Here is a 20,249-nt window from a genome sequence, read left to right on the forward strand (position 1 = left end):
ATAGGCATAGTCCTTAAGTTAGTTTGAACGCTAACAAAGCTATTTATCGCCTAGCTGGTTCGGTTTTGTTTAGGAGGTGCCCGTTAATATGTTGATATATATTGTCTTTTTGATGATCTTTGTGGGCGTGACCGCAGCTCTGTATCAGGTGTATGAAATTCATTACAACATCAACGTCGGCAACGATAAAAAGTTGTCGAAGGCTGATAAAAGCCACTTACAAGCGCTTTCTGACCAAGCCAAAACCGCCACGCAAACCCATGCCCGGCCAGACTTTGATCAAGCGGCAGCCAATGCCTTGAGCCCTAATCTCGATCGGGATATCGCACTGAAGGCTTTTGCTGAAGAGGAAAAAGGCGTCTACGCGATTCCTTTGTTGCGGCGTAAAGCGCGGTTGTGTTTTAACGGCGATAGCAGTGCGAATGTAAACAGCGTAAAAGTGCGTCACTTGCCGTTTTGGAAAACAACGCTGCCGCGTACCAATATACGCGCAGCGTTGATTACACTGGTTATTTTGAACTGTTTCTTGGTTCAGCTACTGGCTGCCATGAGTGTTTATACGCTGGGTTATCCAGTCTCGACACCTTGGCTGGCTTGGTTAAACGACCCCATGGCAGTAATGCTGCTGATTTATGCCTTTATCTTTGCGTCACTGCTTATTACGAAGTTTGATAGATATATGCACGACCTCTATCAACTCGGCAAGCTGTTTAAGAAAAAAGCTGTTTAGCCGTCAGTGCAGCGCGTAATCTCATCGGCCAACTGCTCCAGCAGCGCATCGTAGAGACCTGCATCCAGCGTCAGACCTACGCCCAAGGGATCCATGACGCCGATATAAGCGGACGTATCCCCAAAGACGTTATTGACCATCTGCGGATTGAACTGGGGTTCACTAAACACACACTGGATATTTTCATCATTCACCAGCGTTTGCAGCTTCTCGATACGCGCAGGGCTAGGTGAAGAGGCATCGCCAATGGAGATGGCGCCAGCCGCGTGCACATTAAAGGCCTCCTCAAAGTACTGGTAAGCATCATGGAAAACAATAAAGCGTGTGTCGGCGCTGCTGGCCAAACGATCCTGAACGTGTTCCTGAAGGCTGGTTAATTCCTCTTTGCCCTGGGCGGCGTTGTCGCGATAGTACGCTGCGTTATCAGGGTCGATCTCACTTAACTGCTCGGCAATGGCATCCAGCCAACGGCGGGCATTGACAGGATCCAGCCAGGCATGGGGATTCATGCCGGTATGGCTGTGATCATGGCCGTGGTGGTCATGATCGTGCCCACTTTCGTCATGGCTGTCTGCATAGTGGTGGTGTTCGTGATCGCCGTGATCATGCTCATGATGATCGTGATCATGGTGCCCGTGACCGTGTTCATCCCCATCGTTGAGCGCAAAGGTCGAGCCTTCGCGGTATTCCAATGTGGTGATGCCAGGCACATCCATTAGCTCAAGGTGGCGTGCATCACCCGCCAGGCTGTCGATGGCGCCGGATAGCCAGGGCGTCAGCGCGTCGCTTACCCATACCACCAGGTCCGCATCATCGAGGGATTGTGCTTCAGAAGGGCGTAGCGAATAACCATGCGGCGAAGCACCGGGCTGAATAAACAGCTCAGGATCGCCGCGCTCCCCCATCACCTTAGCGACAAGCGAATACACCGGCGGAATATCCACCGCCACATGCGGCACTTCTGCGGCGGCAACCAGCGGGAAAGCCGCTAATAGCGGCCAAGACAAACGAGCTAAACGGTTATTCATCAGGGTTCTCCTCATCATCAACTATGGCTTTTCTGGGTTCGAACATAGGCATCGACACTCGCCTATGCGATATAGACATGTTATAACATAACAAATACAGAAAAGACGACCTTCAATTATGCGGCTTGCTCAGCCTCCTGATCACGATGCGATTCTGAACGTTCGCCAACTGAACGTTCGTTTCGGCGGACAGCATATCCTCGAGAACATCAATCTCGATTTATATCGGCAACAGGTGGTGACCCTGATTGGCCCTAATGGCTCGGGGAAATCCACACTAGTGAAAACGCTGATCGGTGCGGTAACGCCCACCACCGGCCAGGTGACCATCGCCCCGCAGCAGCGCATCGGTTATGTGCCCCAGCGGCTTCACCTGGATCCTACCTTGCCCATGACGGTCAAGCGTTTTATCAACTTGCCCCGTCGCCACCCCCATCGCAGTGTGCAAAAGGCGCTGGAAGATGCCGGCGCCGAGGCATTGATCAAGGCGGCAATGAGCGAGCTATCGGGCGGCCAGTTCCAACGCGTGCTGTTAGCCCGGGCGCTGCTGGCAAAACCCGATATTCTGATTCTCGATGAAGCGACACAAGGGCTTGATCACCGAGGTACCGCTGAGTTCTACCAGCATATCGAAAGCGTGCGCCGCAGCTACGGCTGCGCTGTACTGATGGTCAGTCACGACCTCCACGTCGTGATGCGTACCGCCGATCATGTGCTGTGCCTGAATCGTGTTATCTGTTGCGAGGGCAAGCCCGAGCAGGTGGCCTCATCGCCGGACTATCAGGCGCTGTTTGGCGATCAGACCGCCCAGACCTTAGCCTTCTACCGCCACCATCAGCATGAGGAGGCCGCCAATGCTGGATGATTTTATGTGGCGGGCGATGATCGCCGGTGTATTAGTGGCCATGGCCGCCGCCCCGTTGGGGTGTTTCGTGGTGTGGCGGCGTATGGCCTACTTCGGCGATGCGACCGCCCACGCCGCCATTCTGGGCGTGGCGTTAGCGCTGTTATTGGACGTCTCCATCTTCTTAGGCGTACTGACGGTCGCCCTTGTGATGGCAAGCTGTGTGTCAATGCTCAGTGGGCGTGGCTATGCCATGGATACCTTGCTCGGGGTAATGGCGCACTCGGCTCTGGCCATCGGCCTGGTCGCCGTGTCGTTTCTGGCCGGCGTACGCATCGACCTGAGTGCCTATCTGTTTGGCGATATTCTGGCCGTTGGGAAAACGGATATCTGGATTATCGGCGGCGGAGTGGCGCTGGTGCTGACGCTGCTTTTCTGGCGCTGGTCATCGTTATTGACCGCCACGTTGAGCGACGAGCTGGCCTATGCCAGTGGCATCCAGCCCCGGCGCGAACAGTTAGTGCTCACTTTGGCACTCGCGGTGGTCGTCGCCGTGGCGCTGAAAGTGGTGGGCGTGCTGCTGATAGCTGCCTTGTTGATCATCCCGGCGGCCACCGCCCGGCCATTTTGCCGCACGCCAGAAGTCATGGCATTGGTAGCCGCCGGGGTCGCCATGCTGGCGGTGACAGCAGGGCTGAGAACTGCATATGTGATGGATACCCCGACCGGCCCAACGATAGTCACGCTCGCCGCTGTGCTGTTTACCCTGGCGACGGTTGTGACCCAAGGCTGGCGCTTATTGCGTCAGCGCCTCCAGCCCGCGTCCTGTCATTCCGGTAAATAGTGCGGTGGAAGCAGTGACAACCTCCTTTGCCGTATACCCCCTTAGTTCATTAACAGCGCTTATGGAGTCATTGATGTCTTCGCTTATGCCTGCAGTACCTGCTGCTCAATTGACGTTGCCAGACCATGCCGCCAGGGGTCACGACATCAGCGTGTTGCCGCGTATCTTTGAAGACGCCATTAACATCGCGATCTTCCAGCGCGCGCTGCCCACCGATATTGCCTTTAGCGCCCAGGCGCAGTGCCAAACGGATCGTGCCTGGCAATATAGCTGGCTTGGTCACCCCGATGAAGCCTTCATCGCCGATTTGCGCCGTCACATGCCCGCCCCGGACGCGGCTTCCTCGCTGATTGAGGATATGGCGACGATCGCCGAAGCCATCGCCTTTCTGTTTGACACCCAAACCGTCGGCATTCGCCTGCGCCTGCTCAATAGCGCCATGTGCCCGCGCTTTCACTGCGATAACCTCCCCGTGCGCATGGTGACTACCTATTTTGGGCCGGGCAGCGAATGGCTGCCCGAGCACGCCATTAACCGCGAGGGCCTGGGCGCGCCGCACCCCGAGCGACCCGATATCGCAACCGATACCAGCGCTATTCAACACCTTTCGCCGGGGGACATAGCGTTAATCAAAGGAAGCGGCTGGGTAGGCTGCGAAGAGCGGGGCCTGGTGCATAGAAGCCCTGCGCTGGAAAACGGTAGCAAACGACTACTCATGACCATTGAGCCTGCTTAATAGCCGCTATCTCAGCAGCTATCTCGACCACTGGGAACGATCATCGACGAGTGCGGTTATGTCTTGATCAGGTCAATATCGCGAGAACAATGAATGGGTAACCAAAGTATGAATGTGCAACATATGAGTAACCAAAATACGGATGAAAAGGCGGTCAACGTTGACTGGGAGAATGAGTCATCTGAAAAAGCATGGGAAGCCAAGCTATTAGCCATGCCCAACAGTGACTATATGAACGATGAACAGCTGCAGTTCTTTCGTCATCTCCTACTCGCCGAGCGAAGTGAACTTGAGGTGCACTTAAAGGAGATCAAGACTGCAATTGCCTCCCATGAGCGAGATAGCGATGAAGCGGATCAAGCCTCGTTTGAAGAGGAGTTGCGTCTAGCTCTTCGCCAAGCCGATCGGGAAAGCCGCTTGCTTAGCAACATTGAGGCGGCATTAAAAAGAATTGAGAACGGCGAGTACGGTTACTGCGAAGAGACCGGCGAACCTATCGGGCTCCCAAGGCTGTTTTTTAGGCCTACAGCGAAACTATGCATTGAGGCCAAAGAGCGTCAGGAGAGTAAAGAACACCACTATCGTAAAGCCAGGTGGGAGTGAGCCGTTATGCGGGAGCCACCATTAATCCCGATCAATGTACTGACCGGTTTCCTCGGCAGTGGAAAAACCACGCTACTCAACCGCTGGGTACACCAAACCTCCATGGGCAATACCCTGGTGGTGATCAACGAGTTTGGCGCCATCGGGTTGGATCACCAACTGATTACCCAAAGCGATGAGCAAGCGGTGATCGAAATGAGCAGCGGTTGTTTGTGCTGCACGTTACGGGGTGACCTTAGTCGCACGCTACAACAAGCATTGGAAGATCTTGAGGCCCAAGACAAAGCCCTACCGTCTCGGGTCGTGATCGAGACCACCGGGCTGGCGTCGCCTACCTCGCTGCTGCAACTATTGATGACGGATCACTGGCTGGCGCACCGCTTTAAGCTGGATAGTGTGGTTTGCTGCGTCGATGCGGCGAACGGCATGGGGACTCTTGATGCACACCGGGAGTCGCAGCAGCAGGTGGCGGTGGCCGAAAAGCTATTAATCACCAAAACTGACCTGGCCAGCGAGGAGACGGTTTCCCAGTTGGCTAATCGACTGGCTCGACTCAACCCAGCGGCTGAGCAGTGGCAGGTAGTCAACGGCGAACTTTCGGCGGACTTGTTAGTGGGGGCAGGGCTGGCCCGCCATGCCCCTTATGCCGGCACGGACAACGACGCTCACAAGGACTCCCAGGAGTATCAGGTCGAGAAGTGGCTCAAAGCCGGCAGTTACGCCGTGCATCAATCAGATCCTTTAACACCCAGGCTGCTCACCGGCGCGCCGCTCGGTTCTTATCAGCCCGAAGGCTCCTCCCACAGCGACAACATTAAATCGTTCTGCTTTAGTGTTAACGAGCTTATTGAGCCTGAGGTGCTGGAGAATTGGCTGGATATTTTGATGTCGCTAATGGGCGATAAAATGCTGCGCATCAAAGCCATTGTCCATCTTACTGACCGGGATACGCCACTCGCACTGCACGGTGTGCAACATATTTTTCATCCACCCGCGCCGCTGCCCAAGAACAGCGTGGGAGACCGTGTATCTCGCTTTGTATTTATTACCCAAAACGTGACGCCGGAAACAGTGGCTGAGTTGTACCGCTTTTTTCATGCATCCCAAGAGGTGGCCCAATGACTGTTTTAACCCTGCCTGATGTAGCCAGACAAACCGCCCGCTCACCGGCCGCTTTGACCTGGGTAGGCATGGAGGGCATCGCACTCCCCATCCGACTAGGCAGCCGCAGTGTGACGGCCAAACTCAACGCAGGGGTCAGCCTGGATGACGCTGATGCACGGGGAATCCATATGTCCCGGCTGTATTTGGCGTTGGCACCGCTTGAAGAAGCACCGCTGACACTTCAAGCGGTTAAGGACGTATTGAATGCATTTTTAACCAGCCAAGATGGCTTATCGCAGCATGCTTATCTAAGCGTCGAAGGCGAGCTTCCGCTTAAGCGGCAAGCCTTGATCAGCCCTTTAGCCGGGTGGAAAAGTTACCCCTTCACCTTGCGCTGCCAATTAACGCCCGCTGGCTTTCAGGCTGAACTCGACCTTACAGTGGGCTATTCGTCCACCTGCCCCTGCTCGGCGGCACTGGCAAGGCAACTGATTCAGCAGGCCTTTGAGGAAGATTTTGCGGAAATCCCGTTAACCAAATCTGCGGTATCTGCGTGGCTAGGCAGCGAAGAGGGGATACTCGCAACGCCCCATAGTCAGCGCAGCAGTGTCGAATGCAGTTTGCGGTTATCTGAAAGCGAAAACGGAGAATGGCCCCTCGCGGATTCTATTGAAAACTCGATTGACCGTATCGAGCGAGCACTCGGTACCGCGCTGCAAACCGCGGTAAAACGTATCGATGAACAGGCCTTTGCCCTCGCCAATGGACAAAACCTGATGTTCTGTGAAGACGCGGCCAGGCGGCTGGATAAAGCACTACGGCAAGCGCCGGGGGTATCTGGGTTTCAGCTCAAGGTCGTGCATGCTGAAAGCCTGCACGCCCATGACGCGGTGGCGCGCAGTGAGTGGAATTGGTAAACGTGTTTGGACTGTTTCTGGCCTACTCGCGCTATACAAAGCGCAAGCAGCAAGGGGAGCTCCAGATAATGGAGTATTCAGCATCAATGGGTCTAAGCTTGCATTTTTAGCGCTTGAAAGGGTAGGTCGCCTCTTAAAATACGCGTCAGAATATAGACAAGCGGGCGTTCTGATGTCCCGTTGGTGCGAAATACTTCCCCTTCGAGGGTCGCGCCTTCTTTTAACATGCGGTGCAGCATGTCGAGGTTTCCTCTCGGGACATAGCCCAGTTTGCACCCAGCGCTTTCGATGCGGATAGCATCAGCATCCACAGGGTTCTCAGGTTCGGGGACAAATTGAACACTGCTGCCTACCTGTAAATCTGTTATCTCAAGCTGTGATTCGTGCCGAAAGCCTGCTATTTCGATTAATACCTCGAAGGTTTCAGGTGGGTTGTCGAAAGGGTGAACAAGTTCAAAACCGTCATTGGGTAGCTTGGCGCCACTGTAACCCAGTAAAGCGAAGTCGCTAATGTTGGCATCCTCTGGGATAGCGCGCAGTTCCAGATAACGCCCAAAATCACGACGACTGCGTGGCGGCAAGCGGCGAGTGAAAGCTTCCAATACTTGATGATTGTGCTCTGCTTGCCTCATAGAAAATGCCGGGTAGCCTCGAAAGCCCAAAAGCTTTGCTTCTGCCATCTCTGAGCTATCCAGGGCATACACCAGAACCACGTTATTGTCCCGCTTGACCAATTCTCCCACTAGATAGCGAGAGCGCATTTTGCTCTCGCGTGCCTGCCAATAAAGCAGCAGCCGGTGTGGTTCCACCAAGTGTTCGATTAAGCGGGTCATATCAGTTCTCCAGAGCCTGTAAAAGGCGCTCTCTCCTTGTCAGAGTCAAAAACGCTATGAAGTCAGCACGTTCTTGGGTAATGGGATGTGGGGTGTCAAAGTAAGTTAAGTCATTCAGGATGTCTCTAAGGTCATCATCGCACCAACGTTGTAAGCGTTCTATCAGTATTGGTCGAATAGCAGGGAATTGCTGACAATACTGAGTAACACCCTGAATAAGCGGCAGGCGCTTTTTGTCGCCTTTGGCCCAGCGCATGTGGTGCTGCCCTCTGTTAAGGTAGGCATTGAATTCATTATGGTCGCGCATCATGCGCTGCATTTTCTGGGGCTGCAACTCGTGACCGAGGCTGGTGCCATTATCAAAGTAGGGCGTGTAACGGGCAGTTGGGCCGTTTTCTCCCCAAATCAATCCCCAATTCTCTTGATGGCGATCAGTGTTGCCAATTAACGCATCAAAACATAGGCAAAGCCCCCAGTATTGTCGCCAATCATGGGTAAGCCATCCGCCTCTCTCTAGCACACGGCTTAGTTCGATAATGGATGTTAAATTATGCTGCCTGCCTTTATCTATATCAAACGCTGGTATAAGCCGTTGCAAGTAATCTACGCCAGCAACATAGCGATCTTCCCTGCTATCGGCATAGCCAATAAACCACTCGTTGACTGTACCTGGCTCGTTTCGAGACGAGTCAAAGGCAACAAAAACGGGTGGTAGGGTAAGGCCCATTAATCGGCCGATATGAAAAGCGATTACCTCCGCCCAATATTGATCGGGGTATCGTGGCTCAGAGCTTTTCGCGCTTTTAATAGCTTCTTTAAATAAATATCGATGTCCAGGAACACAGAAATCATATGGGGCGGGGTCGGGACAGACGCGGAGTGATTTGTCACGAGCGCCTACTGGGAAGACTTCATAATCTTGGTGAACATCCCAGCCTGTGATGTCAATCACCTGGTCTGGTCGTTGATGAATGTCTTCACGGTTAATCATGGTGTCATTCCTCTTCACCTGAAAATAAAAAAGTCCTCCCGTAGCTTCACCATATTGCAGATCAACTGATCGAGGGCACGATACCTTTAACCTCACTTAAACACTAAATTAAACATATAGCGTACAACCATGAAATACCCTCAGACGCCGCAAGGCGGAGGAATAAAACGCTTCGTTAGATGCCTAGCGTAGCCAGGGATACAGCTTAAGGTTGTGCATACGGGAAGCTTGCACGCCAACAATGCAGTGGCGCGCAGTGAGTAGTGTTGGTTAACGTGTGTGGTCTCGCCTGGTAGATCGGAGACGAACGATTGTTGGCCTTCCTCGCAGCGCTTGTTTAGGATCAATAGCGGATCTCAACAAAAACTAGCGAGCCGTTCTCATGAAGCCAGAAACCATTGCCCTCCACCATGGCTATTCGCCTGATTCACAAAACGCCGTGGCGGTGCCGATTCATCAAACCACGTCGTTTTCCTTCGACAACGCGCAGCACGCGGCGGATCTGTTTGATCTTAAAGTCGAAGGAAACATTTACTCGCGCATTATGAACCCGACCTGCGCCGTGTTGGAGCAGCGGGTAGCCGCGTTGGAAGGCGGTATCGCTGGGCTAGCGGTGGCATCGGGAATGGCAGCGATCACCTATGCGATTCAGACCATTGCTGAAGCGGGCGATAACATTGTCTCGATCAGCGAGCTGTATGGCGGTACCTATAATCTGTTTGCCCACACCTTGCCGCGCCAAGGCATTCAGGTGCGTTTTGCCGATAAAGACGATATTGATGGCATCGAAGCGCTGATCGATGAGCGTACCAAAGCGGTTTTCTGCGAAAGCATTGGTAACCCCTCGGGTGGCGTGGTCGACCTAACAAAGCTTGCTGAGGCGGCGCATCATCATGGGGTGCCGGTAATAGTCGATAACACCACGGCGACGCCGTTCTTATGTCGGCCGATTGAGCACGGGGCGGATATTGTCGTCCACTCGGCGACCAAATATATCGGCGGCCACGGCACCACGGTGGGCGGTGTGATTGTTGATTCGGGCACCTTTCCCTGGGCCGAGAATGCCAGCCGTTTTCCGCTGCTCAATGAGCCTGATGTCTCCTATCACGGTGTGAGCTATACCCGTGATGTGGGCGATGCGGCCTTTATTGCCCGCGCCCGGGTGGTGCCACTACGCAACATGGGCGCGGCGCTTTCTGCTCAGGCGGCCTGGAACCTGCTCCAGGGGTTGGAAACGCTGTCACTACGGATTGAGCGTATCTGTGCCAATGCCTTAGCGGTTGCCAAGCATCTGGAAAGCCATCCGTTGGTCACCTGGGTGCATTACGCTGGCTTGGAAAACCATCCGGATAATGCGCTGGCCCAGCGGTATATGAATGGCCATGCTTCGGGGATTCTTAGTTTTGGCATTGAAGGCGGGCAGGCCGCTGGAGAGCGCTTCTACGATGCGCTGGCGCTGATTCTCCGCTTGGTGAATATCGGCGATGCTAAAAGCTGCTCTTCCATTCCCGCCTCTACCACGCACCGCCAACTCAACGAGCAGGAGCTAAAAGCCGCTGGCGTCACGCCGGATATGGTGCGGCTGTCGATCGGCATTGAGCATATTGATGATCTGCTGGCGGATATTGATCAAGCGCTGGCGGCCTCTCAAAGATAGTCTATTCCGCCCCCGCCATCTCAATACCATCAGCCTAGAGATGGCGGAGGCTAACTGTTAAACGCCCTTAGATGCCGCCAGGGTATACAAAAACTCAAGCCCCAGCGTCGCGGCGGCAAGCGAGGTAATGTCGCCGTGATCGTAGGCGGGGTTCACTTCCACCACGTCCATACCGACCAGTTCCATGCCTACCATACCGCGAATTACTTTCAGCATCAGGTCGGTGGACATGCCGCCGCAGACCGGCGTGCCTGTGCCGGGGGCGTAGGCGGGGTCGAGGCCGTCGATGTCCAAGGTTACGTAGGCGGGGTGATAACCCACGCGGGCACGAATGCGTTCAAGCACGGCCGCTGTACCGTGGTCATTGACCCAGTCCGCATCCAATACCTCGTAAGGGTGGTTGTGGCGGTCGTAGCTTGTGCGAATACCTATTTGCAGCGAGTGCTCAGGCACCACCAAGCCTTCTTTTAAAGCGTGGTGAAAAATAGTGCCGTGGTCAAAGCGCGTGCCTTGCTCGTAGGTGTCTGTGTGGGCGTCAAAATGGATCAGCGCCAGCGGGCCGTGTTCCCGGGCGTGGGCGCGCAGCAGCGGCAGGCTGATGTAGTGGTCGCCGCCCAGAGTGAGCATCTTTTTGCCCGCACTTAACCAACGATTGGCGTGCGTTTCCAGGTTATCGACCAAACTTTCGGGCTCACCATATGCGTAATCAACGTTGCCTGCATCGCACACCTTGAGTCGCTCTTCCAATGCGAAGTCCCATGGCCAGCGCTTGCCTTCCCAAATCAAATTAGCGGTACTTTGACGAATAGCATTTGGCCCCATACGGGTGCCCGCACGGCCAGAACAAGCAAGGTCAAAGGGAACGCCACTCACCACAACGTCGGCGTCGGTTGCCTTAGGATCCGATGCTTTTGCTACGCCCATAAAGGTAGAAATCACATCGCCATAAAGGCTGGGCATGGTTTGTGCGGACATAGCTTGTGCAGACATAGCTTGTGGGTGGGTCACCGGTGTGCTTCTCCTTGAGCGCTGGATTATCGCTGATAGTCGCTGGTGGGCGAATGAGAGGCAGACAATAAGCAATTCCTGGTGATAAATTAAATGAATGTTTAGAATTTAATCATTCGTGATATGAATAATGAGAAGCTATGCGCTCGCTACGCCATTTCGACCTGAACTTGCTGCTGGTATTTGAGGCGCTGATGCGCGAGCGTCACGTCACTCGCGCGGCAGAAACGCTGCATTTAAGCCAACCCGCCTTGAGCCATGCCTTAAAACGGCTGCGTGAATCGCTGGATGATCCGCTGCTAGTGCGCACCGAAAACGGTATGCAGCCGACACCCCGGGCACTCGCGCTGCTACCCGTGGTGCAACAGGCGCTAGCGATGCTTCGACAAGGTCTTGCGCCCCCCGCGATGTTTACGCCTGCCAACAGCACGCGACGCTTTACGCTCGCCACCACGGATTACTTTGAAGAGGTCATGTACCCGCTCTTTTTAAGTCAGCTGCTGGCCTATGCACCGGGCATTAGCTTTTCCATTGAGCTGATTACCCCAGATGTGCTGAGTGAGGGGCTGGAACAGCGCCAAATTGATATGGTGGTAGGGCTGGATAGCCAAAGCGCGCTGCCCAGCGGCGTGATTCAGACTCCCTGGATGGATGAGGAACTTGTCTGTCTGGCTGCTACCCATAATGTTCGCGTGGGCGATGTACTGAATATTGGTCAGTTTGCGGATGCGCTCCATGTGGAGCTGGCGGATATTAGCGGTCTGCGCCCCAGTAATATCGACAGCTGTCTTGTTCAACACGGCTTAACCCGCCGTGTCATCTCTAAAAATCTCAACTATATCGCCGCGGCGCGGGTAGTGGCGCTGACGGAAGCGATCATGACGCTCCCACGTCAAATGGCTGAACGGTTCGTTGCTATGCTGCCGGTGCGTTTGGTGGAGCCGCCTAAAGAGCTCCCCGCACTAAAAATGACGTTGATTCAGCATGGGCTCTATGCCAATGATCCTGCTAACAGGTGGCTCTACCAGGTGCTTACTGAGTTTGCTAACGACTTTAGACGTTAAGGGAACCATCATGCACACTAGTGGATGTTGTAATTAAACAACCCTGTTGTATCAAAGGTTGAATAGTATCTGGCAGCCACCCCGTTAGATCCTAGACTGCTATTAAGGCGTTATCACGGACGCCGTTAAAGGTGCAGGGCCCATTGAGCAACTGCGGCACTGCAATAAGGTTAAGCAAGGGAGAACAAGAGTGAAAATAGGCGCACCGAAAGAGAGTGCCCGGGGGGAAGCGCGCGTCGCGCTGACCCCTGAGAGCGCGAAGCAGATCCAAAAACTGGGCCACGAGTGCTTGGTAGAAACCGGCGCTGGCTTGGCAGCGGGCTTTAATGACGACACTTATCGTGATGCAGGCGTTACCGTCGTGGACGGGGCTGATGCGCTCTGGAACGACGCTGAGGTGGTCATTAAAGTTCGAGAGCCCTCTGATGAAGAGGCCGAGCGGCTGCGGGAAGGCCAAACCTTGATTGCCTTCTTCTGGCCAGCGCAAAACGAAGCGCTGCTCGAGAAGTGCAAGTCCCAGGGCGCCACCGTTATTGCTATGGATATGGTGCCGCGTATTTCACGGGCGCAGAAAATGGACGCGCTCTCCTCCATGGCCAATATCGCCGGCTACCGGGCGGTGATAGAGGCGGGCAACAACTTTGGCCGCTTCTTCACTGGCCAGGTAACGGCGGCAGGTAAAGTGCCCCCGGCCAAGGTGTTGGTCATTGGCGCTGGCGTGGCGGGATTGGCGGCGATCGGCACGGCCACCAGCCTGGGCGCCGTAGTGCGCGCCTTTGACGTACGCCCCGAGGTCTCTGAACAAATCGAATCCATGGGCGCGGAGTTTCTGTTCCTCGATTTCGAAGATAGCCAGGACGGTTCCGAAAGCGGTGGCTACGCCTCGCCCTCAAGCCCGGAGTTCCGCGAAAAGCAGCTTGAGTGTTTCCGCGAGCAGGCGGCCGATGTGGACATCGTGATTACCACCGCGCTGATTCCCGGCAAGCCCGCACCTAAGCTGTGGTTGGAAGATATGGTCGAGGCCATGAAGCCGGGCTCGGTGGTGATCGACTTAGCGGCTGAGAAAGGCGGCAATTGCGATCTCACTAAGCCAGACGAGCGGGTGGTGTCGGATAATGGCGTGGTGGTGATCGGCTACACCGACTTCCCCTCGCGCATGGCAACGCAATCATCGCTTCTCTACGCCACCAATATCCGCCATATGTTGACCGATCTGACGCCAGAGAAAGACGGCGTGATCAATCATAATATGGAAGATGACGTGATTCGTGGCGCCACCGTGACGCACCAGGGTGAGGTCACCTTCCCACCGCCGCCGCCCAAGGTGAAAGCGATTGGCGCGGCCAAGCCGAAGAAGAAAGAAAAAGAGCCCACGCCGGAAGAGAAAAAAGCCGCCGAACATGCGGCGTTCAAGGCGCAAACCAAGCGTCAAATCGGATTGCTGGCTGTCGGCGGTGCGCTCATGCTGCTGCTTGGCCAGGTGGCGCCGACCTCATTTATGCAGCACTTTATTGTCTTTGTGCTGGCCTGCTTTATCGGCTTCCAGGTGATTTGGAACGTGAGTCATTCGCTGCATACGCCTTTAATGGCGGTGACTAACGCGATCTCGGGCATCATTATTCTCGGTGCTATTTTGCAGATTGGCACGAGTAGCGTGATCGTGGGCATATTAGCGGCGATTTCGGTGCTGATCGCGTCAATCAATATTGTGGGTGGCTTCCTGGTGACACGCCGGATGCTGGCCATGTTCCAAAAATCTTAAGCGGCGGAGAGACGATATGTTAGGACAAGGATTCGTATCTGCCGCGGCAATCGCGGCGAGTGTGCTGTTTATTCTGTCGCTGGGCGGCCTGAGTAACCAAGAAAAAGCCAAACGAGCCGTGTGGTACGGCATTGTGGGCATGGCGGTGGCGGTGTTCTTTACCGCTTTAGGCCCGGATATTGGCGGCTACTGGTGGCTGATTCCGATGATGGTGATTGGGGCAGGCATCGGCGTGTACGTAGCGGGCAAGGTCGAGATGACCGAAATGCCCCAGCTAGTGGCGGCGCTGCACAGCTTTGTCGGTTTAGCCGCGGTGTTTGTGGCCTGGAGCGCGGACTTAGAGCGCCGCCGAGTCATGGCGGCGCAGGCAGTGGATGGCGCCGCACAGGAGTTTTCCGCTTTTGCCGCGCTGGTGGCCACCAAGGCCCCAGACGAACTTACCTTTCTGCAAATTGAGGTGGTTTTCGCCATCTTTATCGGCGCGGTGACCTTCACCGGCTCGGTAATAGCGTTTGGAAAGCTGGCAGGTAAAGTCGACGGTAAACCACGCCAACTGCCTGGCGGCCATTTGCTCAACGCCGGGGCGGCCGTGCTGTCACTGCTATTGGCGATTTTGTACCTCAACGGCGCAGGCTTCTGGACGCTGCTAGTGCTCGCAGCGCTGGCATTCTTTATTGGCTACCATCTGATTATGGGTATTGGCGGTGCCGATATGCCGGTGGTGGTCTCCATGCTCAACAGCTACTCCGGCTGGGCGGCGGCGGCGGTCGGCTTTACGCTCTCCAACGACCTGCTGATTGTCACCGGTGCGCTGGTGGGCTCCTCCGGTGCGATTCTTTCTTACATTATGTGTAAGGCGATGAACCGCAACTTCGTCAATGTGATCCTAGGCGGCTTTGGCGGAAGCACTGGGCCAGCGGCGGAGATCGAAGGCGAGCAGGTGGCGATTGACGCTGGTGGTGTAGCGAGCGCCCTGAACGATGCCGATAGCGTGATTATCGTGCCGGGCTACGGCATGGCAGTGGCCCAGGCGCAAAGCGCAGTGAGCGACCTAGTGCGTAAGCTGCGTGCAGCGGGCAAGACCGTGCGCTTCGGTATCCACCCGGTCGCGGGTCGCTTGCCAGGGCATATGAACGTACTGCTGGCAGAAGCCAAGGTGCCTTACGATATCGTGTTGGAAATGGATGAAATCAACGACGATTTCGCCACCACCGACGTGGTGATCGTGATTGGCTCCAACGACATTGTGAACCCTGCGGCCGAGGAAGACCCCAATAGCCCCATCGCTGGTATGCCGGTATTGAAGGTATGGGAAGCCAAGCAGGTGTTTGTCAGTAAACGCGGCCAGGGCACCGGCTACTCCGGTATCGAAAACCCGCTGTTCTTCAAAGAGAACACGCGGATGTTTTATGGCGATGCCCGGGATAGCCTGAATACACTGCTGCCGTTGATTGATTAGGCCTTTGCAACTTTTAGCTACCCATGCAACTTAGCTAGACGCTAGGTTACTAAGAGTCATTAAGTACTGAGCCCGCGAGCAATCGCGGGCTTTTTAGTTGCGCGACTGCCCATGGGGCGATGTCGATCAGTTCAGCGTCCATGTCGCGTTTCTCCAGCGTATTGACCGCATAGCGGGCGAGTCGAATGTCAACTCGTCAGCCCGGGCGGATCGCCCTCTCATCGAGTACCGTCCTCGGCAGCGTGAACCAGATACAGGTGCCTTTTCCCGGTCTGCTCTCGATGACGAGTTGGGACTCGTGGCGCTTCAGCACTTCGGAGACGATGGCGAGCCCCAGCCCGGTGCCTTCACCCCGTTCACGTCCAATCTTGGTGCGATAGAAGCGCTGCGAGATGAGGGGGATTTCTTTTTCGGGGATGCCGACGCCGGTATCTCTGACCCCAATCTTGAGTCGGGCATCGTCGAACTCGAGAATCCGGATCGAGACCGTACCACCAGCATTGGTGGCGGTGATGGCATTGTCGACCATATTGGTCAGCGCGTGATCGATCAGTTCGATGTCGGCGGAGACCTCGGCTATCGCCGCCTGGTTTTCCACACGAAGCTCGATGCCTTTCTCCAGCGCGCGAGGGTGAAATTTACCCAGAATGTCGTTGGCCAGTTCGGCGAAGGAGAACGTGCTTGGGCATAGCGGTCGGCCAGCGATATTGGCGCGAGACATCTGAGAGAGCTGGTCGGCCAGCTGGGCCAGTCGTTCCACGTTGGTGCGAATGGCGTCCAGACCGCTGCGTGTTTCATCGTCGAGAGGCCTGCGATCCAACTGTTTGGCGTAGCCCAACAGGGAGGTCATCGGCGTGCGGAATTCGTGGGACAGGTTGGCGATGAGCTCCCGACGCTGGCGGTCGGTATCGTGCAGCGCCTCGACCTGGGCTTCGATGGTGGCCGCCATGTCGTTGAAGGCACGCCCGAGCCGGCCGATTTCGTCGTCGATCGACTCGGGACTGCGCTGCCGGTAATCGCCCTCGGCAAAGTGTTGGACGGTGCGGGTCAGCCGGGAAAAGCGTCGCGTCAGAAAAGCAAAGAGGGCCAGCCCCACCGCCAGCGTCAATGCCAACGCCACGCAGCCTGCGATGAGCAGCGTGCGCGAGATGCTGCTCGTCTGCCAGATGTTGGCCATCGAGACGTCTGTGTTGGCCTCCAGTTGCACCATCAGATAGCCCGATTGCTGCTGCGGGCCGTAGGTGATCGGGGCAACCGAAAAAACGCCCTCGTCGCCCCGACAGGGCATGTCTGCGTATACCGGCAGCATGGGCATGTCGGAAAGCAGTTCGTCGATAGCACCCCGGTCGATTCGGCGGCCGTGTCCACAGCGGTCGGGGCCGTAAGCTCCAACCACCGTGCCGTCGGTGTCGAGCGCGTAGAGCGAGAGCGCCGGATTGATGGTCATGACCCGCTCTACGGCCGCTAGAGTCGAGGGGGCGTAGACGCCATCGTCGAGCGAATCCTGCAGTACGCGGGTCAGGTGATGGGCCATGTCGATCTCATTGCGCTGCAGCCATTCGCGTCCCAACTGGTTGAACTGATCGACTGCCACCAGCGTGGTCGTGGTGGAGAGTGCGATCATGCTCACCAGATAGACGAACACGATGCGCGCGAACAGGCTGCGGTAGGTTCTGCGCAGCGATTGGCCGAGGCTCATGGGTCGTTCTCGTCGGAGGCTGATGCCGGGGCGTCGGTGAACCGGTAACCGGTGCCTCATACGGTGAGAATGTACTCGGGCTGTGCCGGGTCTGGCTCTATCTTGCTGCGCAACCGATTGATGTGCGTATTGACGGTGTGATCAAAGCCGTCGAATTCCGGGCCCCATACGGCATCGAGCAACTCGCTGCGGGAAAATCCCTTACCAGGGTGGCGGGCAAAGAACACCAGTAGGGCGAACTCCCGGGTCGTGAGTTGAATCATGTTTCCGTCGAATTTGACGCTGTAGCCGTCGATGTCGATCTCCAGCGCCTTTATCTTCATAAGCGTCGACGACGTACGCGCCTCCATCGCCTTTCGACGACGCAGAAGCGCTTGGATTCTCGCCAATAGGATGTCGGTGTCGAATGGCTTGGTGATGTAGTCGTCGGCACCGATTTCCAGACCGACGACCACGTCCCGCGTTCCGGCGAGCGCCGTCAGCATGATGATCGGAATGGTGGCGTCGTGAGTGCGAATGTCTCGACACACGGCGAGACCGTCGATGCCCGGTAACATCAGATCAAGAACGACGAGCGAGGCATTCCGCCATCGATGCAAGGCTTCTTCCCCGGTCGAAACCCAGGTCGGCTGATGGCCCGCCTGTACGAGAATGCTCGTTAATAGCCGACCGATATCGGGATCGTCCTCGACGCAAAGTATCGGGCACGACATATCGGTTCTCCTTTAAGTGAGCTGTGAATCCTAGCCCAGTGTACCTCGTCAATCATCACGGAAACGTTATCACCGAACGTTATGATTCCGTGATGATTGAGCTGAATTTCCTGTTTATCTTGGGCAAGCCGTGTCGGACCGGACACGGTTTGCCTAGATAAATCAGGAGAGAATCATGACCCGCACGACACCCAAATATCTACTCGCCTTGAGTGCTGTACTGCTGAGCGGCGGCCTTGCCTTCACTACGCTCGCCAGTGCCCAGACCGACAATATGTCCCAGGACTCGATGAGTCAGGACGGCATGAGCCACGATGATGGCATGAGCCACGATGATGGCATGAGCCACGAAGATGGCATGAGCCACGACGACGGCATGAGCCACGACGATGGCATGAGCCATGACGATGGCATGAGCCACGACGACGGCATGAGCCACGACGATAGCATGAGCCATGACGAAATGAGCAGCGACTCCATGGAGCATGCCAACTAAAAGTTGCGGTCCGGCAGCCAAGCGCTGTCTGGTTTGCCGGACGCTTTCGTTTCGAGGTCAATATCATGTCTGAGTCTGTCAAAGCTACGATCGATAGTGACTCGACCGGTAATGTGCCCGGTGCGCCGGCCACACGAGTGATCAAACGACATACGTTGGCGACTCGTCTGTGGCATTGGACGAATCTCGTCTGCCTGATCGTGTTGCTGATGAGCGGTTTGCAGATATTCAATGCACACCCCGCGCTCTATTGGGGGGAGCAATCCGATTTCGCCAACCCTTTCATCGCGATCCATGCGCGCACCGCTGAGGACGGCGAGCGCATGGGCGTGGTTCGCATCGCGGGGCAGGCGTTCGACACCACCGGTGTACTGGGGCTCTCCGATGACAACGGCCAACTACGCGAACGGGCCTTCCCCCGCTGGGCGACGCTGCCGGGGGACAAGTGGCTGACGATGGGGCGCAACTGGCATTTTCTGGCTGCGTGGATCTTCGTGCCGCTGGTTGTCGCGTATCTGCTCTATATCCTGCTGGTGCCCCAACGACGACGGGCGCTGTTTCCAACGTGGGTGCAGTTGAAGAACATTCCGCGGACACTACTTGATCATGCGCGGCTGCGTTTTCATCACGAAGCTGACTACAACGGTATCCAGAAGCTGACCTATCTTCTGGTGCTGTTCGGGTTGCTGCCAGTAATGATTCTGTCGGGGCTGACTATGGCACCCAGTGTCAACGCTGCCTGGCCGTGGCTCACCGAACTTTTCGGCGGACGACAGAGTGCTCGCACCTTTCATTTTCTCTGTGCAACGGCTCTCATTGGCTTTTTCGTCGTGCACATCGCGCTGGTGCTGGTATCCGGCGTTTTCAACAACCTGCGCTCGATGGTAAGCGGTCGCTACCGTATCCAGGTAGAAGCGCATGACGGATCGGAGCCGAGGCATGACTGACTCGAACACCAGACTCTCGACATCATCACCGCCTGACCGCGCTCGACGGCGACTACTGGGTGGCCTGTGCGCGTTGGGGGCTGGCACCTTCCTCACCGGTTGCGATCGACTGTCGGAAAGCGCGCCTGTGCGCGCGGCGCTGAGCAACGTCGAGCAACTCTCTTACAAGGCCCAGCGTCTGATCGCCTCGCGCCAGGCACTCGCCAAGGAGTTCGACGAGAGTCAGATCGCGCCGGTGTTTCGTCCCAATGGCACCACCAACCCGCAGGAGGATTACTATCGTGCCTGGGTCGAAAATGGATTCGCCGACTGGCGTCTGACCATCGACGGGCTGGTCGAAGAGCCGATGACGCTGTCGTTGCCGGCGCTTCGGGAGATGGCCTCGCGAACCCAGATCACTCGTCACGATTGCGTCGAGGGTTGGAGCTGTATCGGGCAGTGGACCGGCGTTCCTCTGGCGGATCTGCTTGATCGGGTGCGTCCGGCAGATACCGCGCGCTTCGTGGTTTTTCACTGTGCAGATCACACCTACGGTGGGACGGATCTGTACTACGAGAGCCTCGACATGATCGAGGCGTATCATCCGCAGACGCTGCTTGCCTACGATCTCAACGGCGAACCGCTACCAGTGGCCAACGGGGCACCGATCCGTCTGCGCGCCGAGCGTCAGTTGGGTTACAAGCAGGCCAAGTACGTGATGCGTGTCGAACTGGTGGAAAGCTTCAAACAGCTCCACGGCGGCAAGGGAGGATATTGGGAGGATAGGGGTTATGACTGGTGGGCGGGCATCTAGGCGACGGCCGGGCCTGATCTT

General features: G+C 56.1%; 20 protein-coding genes. 14 read left to right on the forward strand and 6 right to left on the reverse strand.

Features of this window, described 5'->3' with window-relative positions:
- The first annotated feature begins 88 nt into the window (after window positions 1-88).
- Complete coding sequence (locus tag HALA3H3_RS10415; RefSeq protein ID WP_022521500.1) at window positions 89-730, forward strand: hypothetical protein; 642 nt, start codon at window positions 89-91, stop codon at window positions 728-730.
- Here HALA3H3_RS10415 and HALA3H3_RS10420 read toward each other — a convergent pair.
- Window positions 727-1,758 (reverse strand): zinc ABC transporter substrate-binding protein, encoded by a 1,032-nt coding sequence (locus HALA3H3_RS10420; protein WP_022521501.1) that lies wholly within the window; start codon window positions 1,756-1,758, stop codon window positions 727-729. The two genes, HALA3H3_RS10415 and HALA3H3_RS10420, sit on opposite strands and share 4 nt — an antisense overlap.
- Before the next feature lie 118 nt (window positions 1,759-1,876).
- Between HALA3H3_RS10420 and HALA3H3_RS10425 the strand changes: the two genes are divergently transcribed.
- From HALA3H3_RS10425 to folE2, 6 genes are all read left to right on the forward strand, one after another.
- Window positions 1,877-2,623 (forward strand): metal ABC transporter ATP-binding protein, encoded by a 747-nt coding sequence (locus HALA3H3_RS10425; RefSeq protein ID WP_022521502.1) that lies wholly within the window; start codon window positions 1,877-1,879, stop codon window positions 2,621-2,623.
- Window positions 2,613-3,446 (forward strand): metal ABC transporter permease, encoded by an 834-nt coding sequence (locus HALA3H3_RS10430; protein WP_022521503.1) that lies wholly within the window; start codon window positions 2,613-2,615, stop codon window positions 3,444-3,446. Before HALA3H3_RS10425 ends, HALA3H3_RS10430 begins: the two co-directional genes overlap by 11 nt.
- Window positions 3,447-3,519: 73 nt before the next feature.
- Complete coding sequence (locus HALA3H3_RS10435) at window positions 3,520-4,182, forward strand: DUF1826 domain-containing protein (RefSeq protein ID WP_022521504.1); 663 nt, start codon at window positions 3,520-3,522, stop codon at window positions 4,180-4,182.
- Between the two features lie 123 nt (window positions 4,183-4,305).
- The gene (dksA, locus tag HALA3H3_RS10440; protein WP_082116916.1) at window positions 4,306-4,785 is read left to right on the forward strand and encodes an RNA polymerase-binding protein DksA; all 480 of its coding nucleotides are present in this window, start codon (window positions 4,306-4,308) and stop codon (window positions 4,783-4,785) included.
- A gap of 6 nt (window positions 4,786-4,791) precedes the next feature.
- On the forward strand, window positions 4,792-5,907 hold the full coding sequence (locus HALA3H3_RS10445) for a CobW family GTP-binding protein (protein ID WP_022521506.1): 1,116 nt from the start codon (window positions 4,792-4,794) through the stop codon (window positions 5,905-5,907).
- Complete coding sequence (gene folE2 / locus HALA3H3_RS10450; RefSeq protein WP_022521507.1) at window positions 5,904-6,806, forward strand: GTP cyclohydrolase FolE2; 903 nt, start codon at window positions 5,904-5,906, stop codon at window positions 6,804-6,806. Before HALA3H3_RS10445 ends, folE2 begins: the two co-directional genes overlap by 4 nt.
- Window positions 6,807-6,898: 92 nt before the next feature.
- Here the strand turns inward: folE2 and HALA3H3_RS10455 are convergent, their stop codons facing one another.
- Window positions 6,899-7,639, reverse strand: a complete 741-nt coding sequence (locus HALA3H3_RS10455) for an HIRAN domain-containing protein (protein ID WP_022521508.1) — start codon at window positions 7,637-7,639, stop codon at window positions 6,899-6,901.
- Window position 7,640: 1 nt separating this feature from the next.
- On the reverse strand, window positions 7,641-8,630 hold the full coding sequence (locus HALA3H3_RS10460) for a HipA domain-containing protein (protein WP_022521509.1): 990 nt from the start codon (window positions 8,628-8,630) through the stop codon (window positions 7,641-7,643).
- 382 nt (window positions 8,631-9,012) lie between these two features.
- On the opposite strand from HALA3H3_RS10460, the gene HALA3H3_RS10465 reads away from it, so the two are divergent.
- Complete coding sequence (locus tag HALA3H3_RS10465; protein WP_022521510.1) at window positions 9,013-10,287, forward strand: O-acetylhomoserine aminocarboxypropyltransferase/cysteine synthase family protein; 1,275 nt, start codon at window positions 9,013-9,015, stop codon at window positions 10,285-10,287.
- A gap of 57 nt (window positions 10,288-10,344) precedes the next feature.
- Here the strand turns inward: HALA3H3_RS10465 and speB are convergent, their stop codons facing one another.
- Entirely contained in the window at window positions 10,345-11,262 is a 918-nt protein-coding gene (gene speB / locus HALA3H3_RS10470) for an agmatinase (protein ID WP_258955968.1), read from the reverse strand.
- Window positions 11,263-11,435: 173 nt separating this feature from the next.
- Between speB and HALA3H3_RS10475 the strand changes: the two genes are divergently transcribed.
- The 3 genes from HALA3H3_RS10475 (at window position 11,436) to HALA3H3_RS10485 (ending at window position 15,580) form a co-directional block, all read left to right on the forward strand.
- Window positions 11,436-12,359, forward strand: a complete 924-nt coding sequence (locus HALA3H3_RS10475; RefSeq protein WP_022521512.1) for a LysR family transcriptional regulator — start codon at window positions 11,436-11,438, stop codon at window positions 12,357-12,359.
- A 190-nt stretch (window positions 12,360-12,549) separates the two neighbouring features.
- The gene (locus HALA3H3_RS10480) at window positions 12,550-14,121 is read left to right on the forward strand and encodes a Re/Si-specific NAD(P)(+) transhydrogenase subunit alpha (RefSeq protein ID WP_022521513.1); all 1,572 of its coding nucleotides are present in this window, start codon (window positions 12,550-12,552) and stop codon (window positions 14,119-14,121) included.
- Window positions 14,122-14,137: 16 nt separating this feature from the next.
- A complete protein-coding gene (locus HALA3H3_RS10485) occupies window positions 14,138-15,580 on the forward strand; it encodes an NAD(P)(+) transhydrogenase (Re/Si-specific) subunit beta (protein WP_022521514.1) in 1,443 nt (480 codons plus the stop codon).
- Window positions 15,581-15,776: 196 nt separating this feature from the next.
- On the opposite strand, the gene HALA3H3_RS10490 is transcribed toward HALA3H3_RS10485, so the two are convergent.
- Entirely contained in the window at window positions 15,777-17,279 is a 1,503-nt protein-coding gene (locus HALA3H3_RS10490) for a sensor histidine kinase (RefSeq protein ID WP_022521515.1), read from the reverse strand.
- Window positions 17,280-17,335: 56 nt separating this feature from the next.
- A complete protein-coding gene (locus HALA3H3_RS10495; protein ID WP_022521516.1) occupies window positions 17,336-17,992 on the reverse strand; it encodes a response regulator transcription factor in 657 nt (218 codons plus the stop codon).
- A gap of 175 nt (window positions 17,993-18,167) precedes the next feature.
- Here HALA3H3_RS10495 and HALA3H3_RS10500 point away from each other — a divergent pair, with 175 nt between their 5' ends.
- The 3 genes from HALA3H3_RS10500 to HALA3H3_RS10510 all read left to right on the forward strand — a co-directional run bounded on the left by HALA3H3_RS10500 (window position 18,168) and on the right by HALA3H3_RS10510 (window position 20,228).
- Entirely contained in the window at window positions 18,168-18,488 is a 321-nt protein-coding gene (locus HALA3H3_RS10500) for a hypothetical protein (RefSeq protein WP_022521517.1), read from the forward strand.
- Between the two features lie 65 nt (window positions 18,489-18,553).
- Window positions 18,554-19,435, forward strand: a complete 882-nt coding sequence (locus tag HALA3H3_RS10505; protein ID WP_022521518.1) for a cytochrome b/b6 domain-containing protein — start codon at window positions 18,554-18,556, stop codon at window positions 19,433-19,435.
- Window positions 19,428-20,228 carry a molybdopterin-binding protein gene (locus HALA3H3_RS10510; protein ID WP_053856949.1) on the forward strand — a complete coding sequence of 267 codons (801 nt, stop codon included), beginning with the start codon at window positions 19,428-19,430 and terminating at the stop codon, window positions 20,226-20,228. Before HALA3H3_RS10505 ends, HALA3H3_RS10510 begins: the two co-directional genes overlap by 8 nt.
- Window positions 20,229-20,249: the final 21 nt, after the last annotated feature.

Source organism: Halomonas sp. A3H3 (genome assembly GCF_000982975.1).
GTDB lineage: Bacteria > Pseudomonadota > Gammaproteobacteria > Pseudomonadales > Halomonadaceae > Vreelandella > Vreelandella titanicae.

Coding starts and splice junctions, on each gene's coding strand:
- HALA3H3_RS10415 (WP_022521500.1), top strand. CDS start 89: ATGTTGATATATATTGTCTTTTTGATGATCTTTGTGGGCGTGACCGCA.
- HALA3H3_RS10420 (WP_022521501.1), bottom strand. CDS start 1,758: ATGAATAACCGTTTAGCTCGTTTGTCTTGGCCGCTATTAGCGGCTTTC.
- HALA3H3_RS10425 (WP_022521502.1), top strand. CDS start 1,877: ATGCGGCTTGCTCAGCCTCCTGATCACGATGCGATTCTGAACGTTCGC.
- HALA3H3_RS10430 (WP_022521503.1), top strand. CDS start 2,613: ATGCTGGATGATTTTATGTGGCGGGCGATGATCGCCGGTGTATTAGTG.
- HALA3H3_RS10435 (WP_022521504.1), top strand. CDS start 3,520: ATGTCTTCGCTTATGCCTGCAGTACCTGCTGCTCAATTGACGTTGCCA.
- dksA (WP_082116916.1), top strand. CDS start 4,306: ATGAGTAACCAAAATACGGATGAAAAGGCGGTCAACGTTGACTGGGAG.
- HALA3H3_RS10445 (WP_022521506.1), top strand. CDS start 4,792: ATGCGGGAGCCACCATTAATCCCGATCAATGTACTGACCGGTTTCCTC.
- folE2 (WP_022521507.1), top strand. CDS start 5,904: ATGACTGTTTTAACCCTGCCTGATGTAGCCAGACAAACCGCCCGCTCA.
- HALA3H3_RS10455 (WP_022521508.1), bottom strand. CDS start 7,639: ATGACCCGCTTAATCGAACACTTGGTGGAACCACACCGGCTGCTGCTT.
- HALA3H3_RS10460 (WP_022521509.1), bottom strand. CDS start 8,630: ATGATTAACCGTGAAGACATTCATCAACGACCAGACCAGGTGATTGAC.
- HALA3H3_RS10465 (WP_022521510.1), top strand. CDS start 9,013: ATGAAGCCAGAAACCATTGCCCTCCACCATGGCTATTCGCCTGATTCA.
- speB (WP_258955968.1), bottom strand. CDS start 11,262: ATGTCCGCACAAACCATGCCCAGCCTTTATGGCGATGTGATTTCTACC.
- HALA3H3_RS10475 (WP_022521512.1), top strand. CDS start 11,436: ATGCGCTCGCTACGCCATTTCGACCTGAACTTGCTGCTGGTATTTGAG.
- HALA3H3_RS10485 (WP_022521514.1), top strand. CDS start 14,138: ATGTTAGGACAAGGATTCGTATCTGCCGCGGCAATCGCGGCGAGTGTG.
- HALA3H3_RS10490 (WP_022521515.1), bottom strand. CDS start 17,279: ATGAGCCTCGGCCAATCGCTGCGCAGAACCTACCGCAGCCTGTTCGCG.
- HALA3H3_RS10495 (WP_022521516.1), bottom strand. CDS start 17,992: ATGTCGTGCCCGATACTTTGCGTCGAGGACGATCCCGATATCGGTCGG.
- HALA3H3_RS10500 (WP_022521517.1), top strand. CDS start 18,168: ATGACCCGCACGACACCCAAATATCTACTCGCCTTGAGTGCTGTACTG.
- HALA3H3_RS10505 (WP_022521518.1), top strand. CDS start 18,554: ATGTCTGAGTCTGTCAAAGCTACGATCGATAGTGACTCGACCGGTAAT.
- HALA3H3_RS10510 (WP_053856949.1), top strand. CDS start 19,428: ATGACTGACTCGAACACCAGACTCTCGACATCATCACCGCCTGACCGC.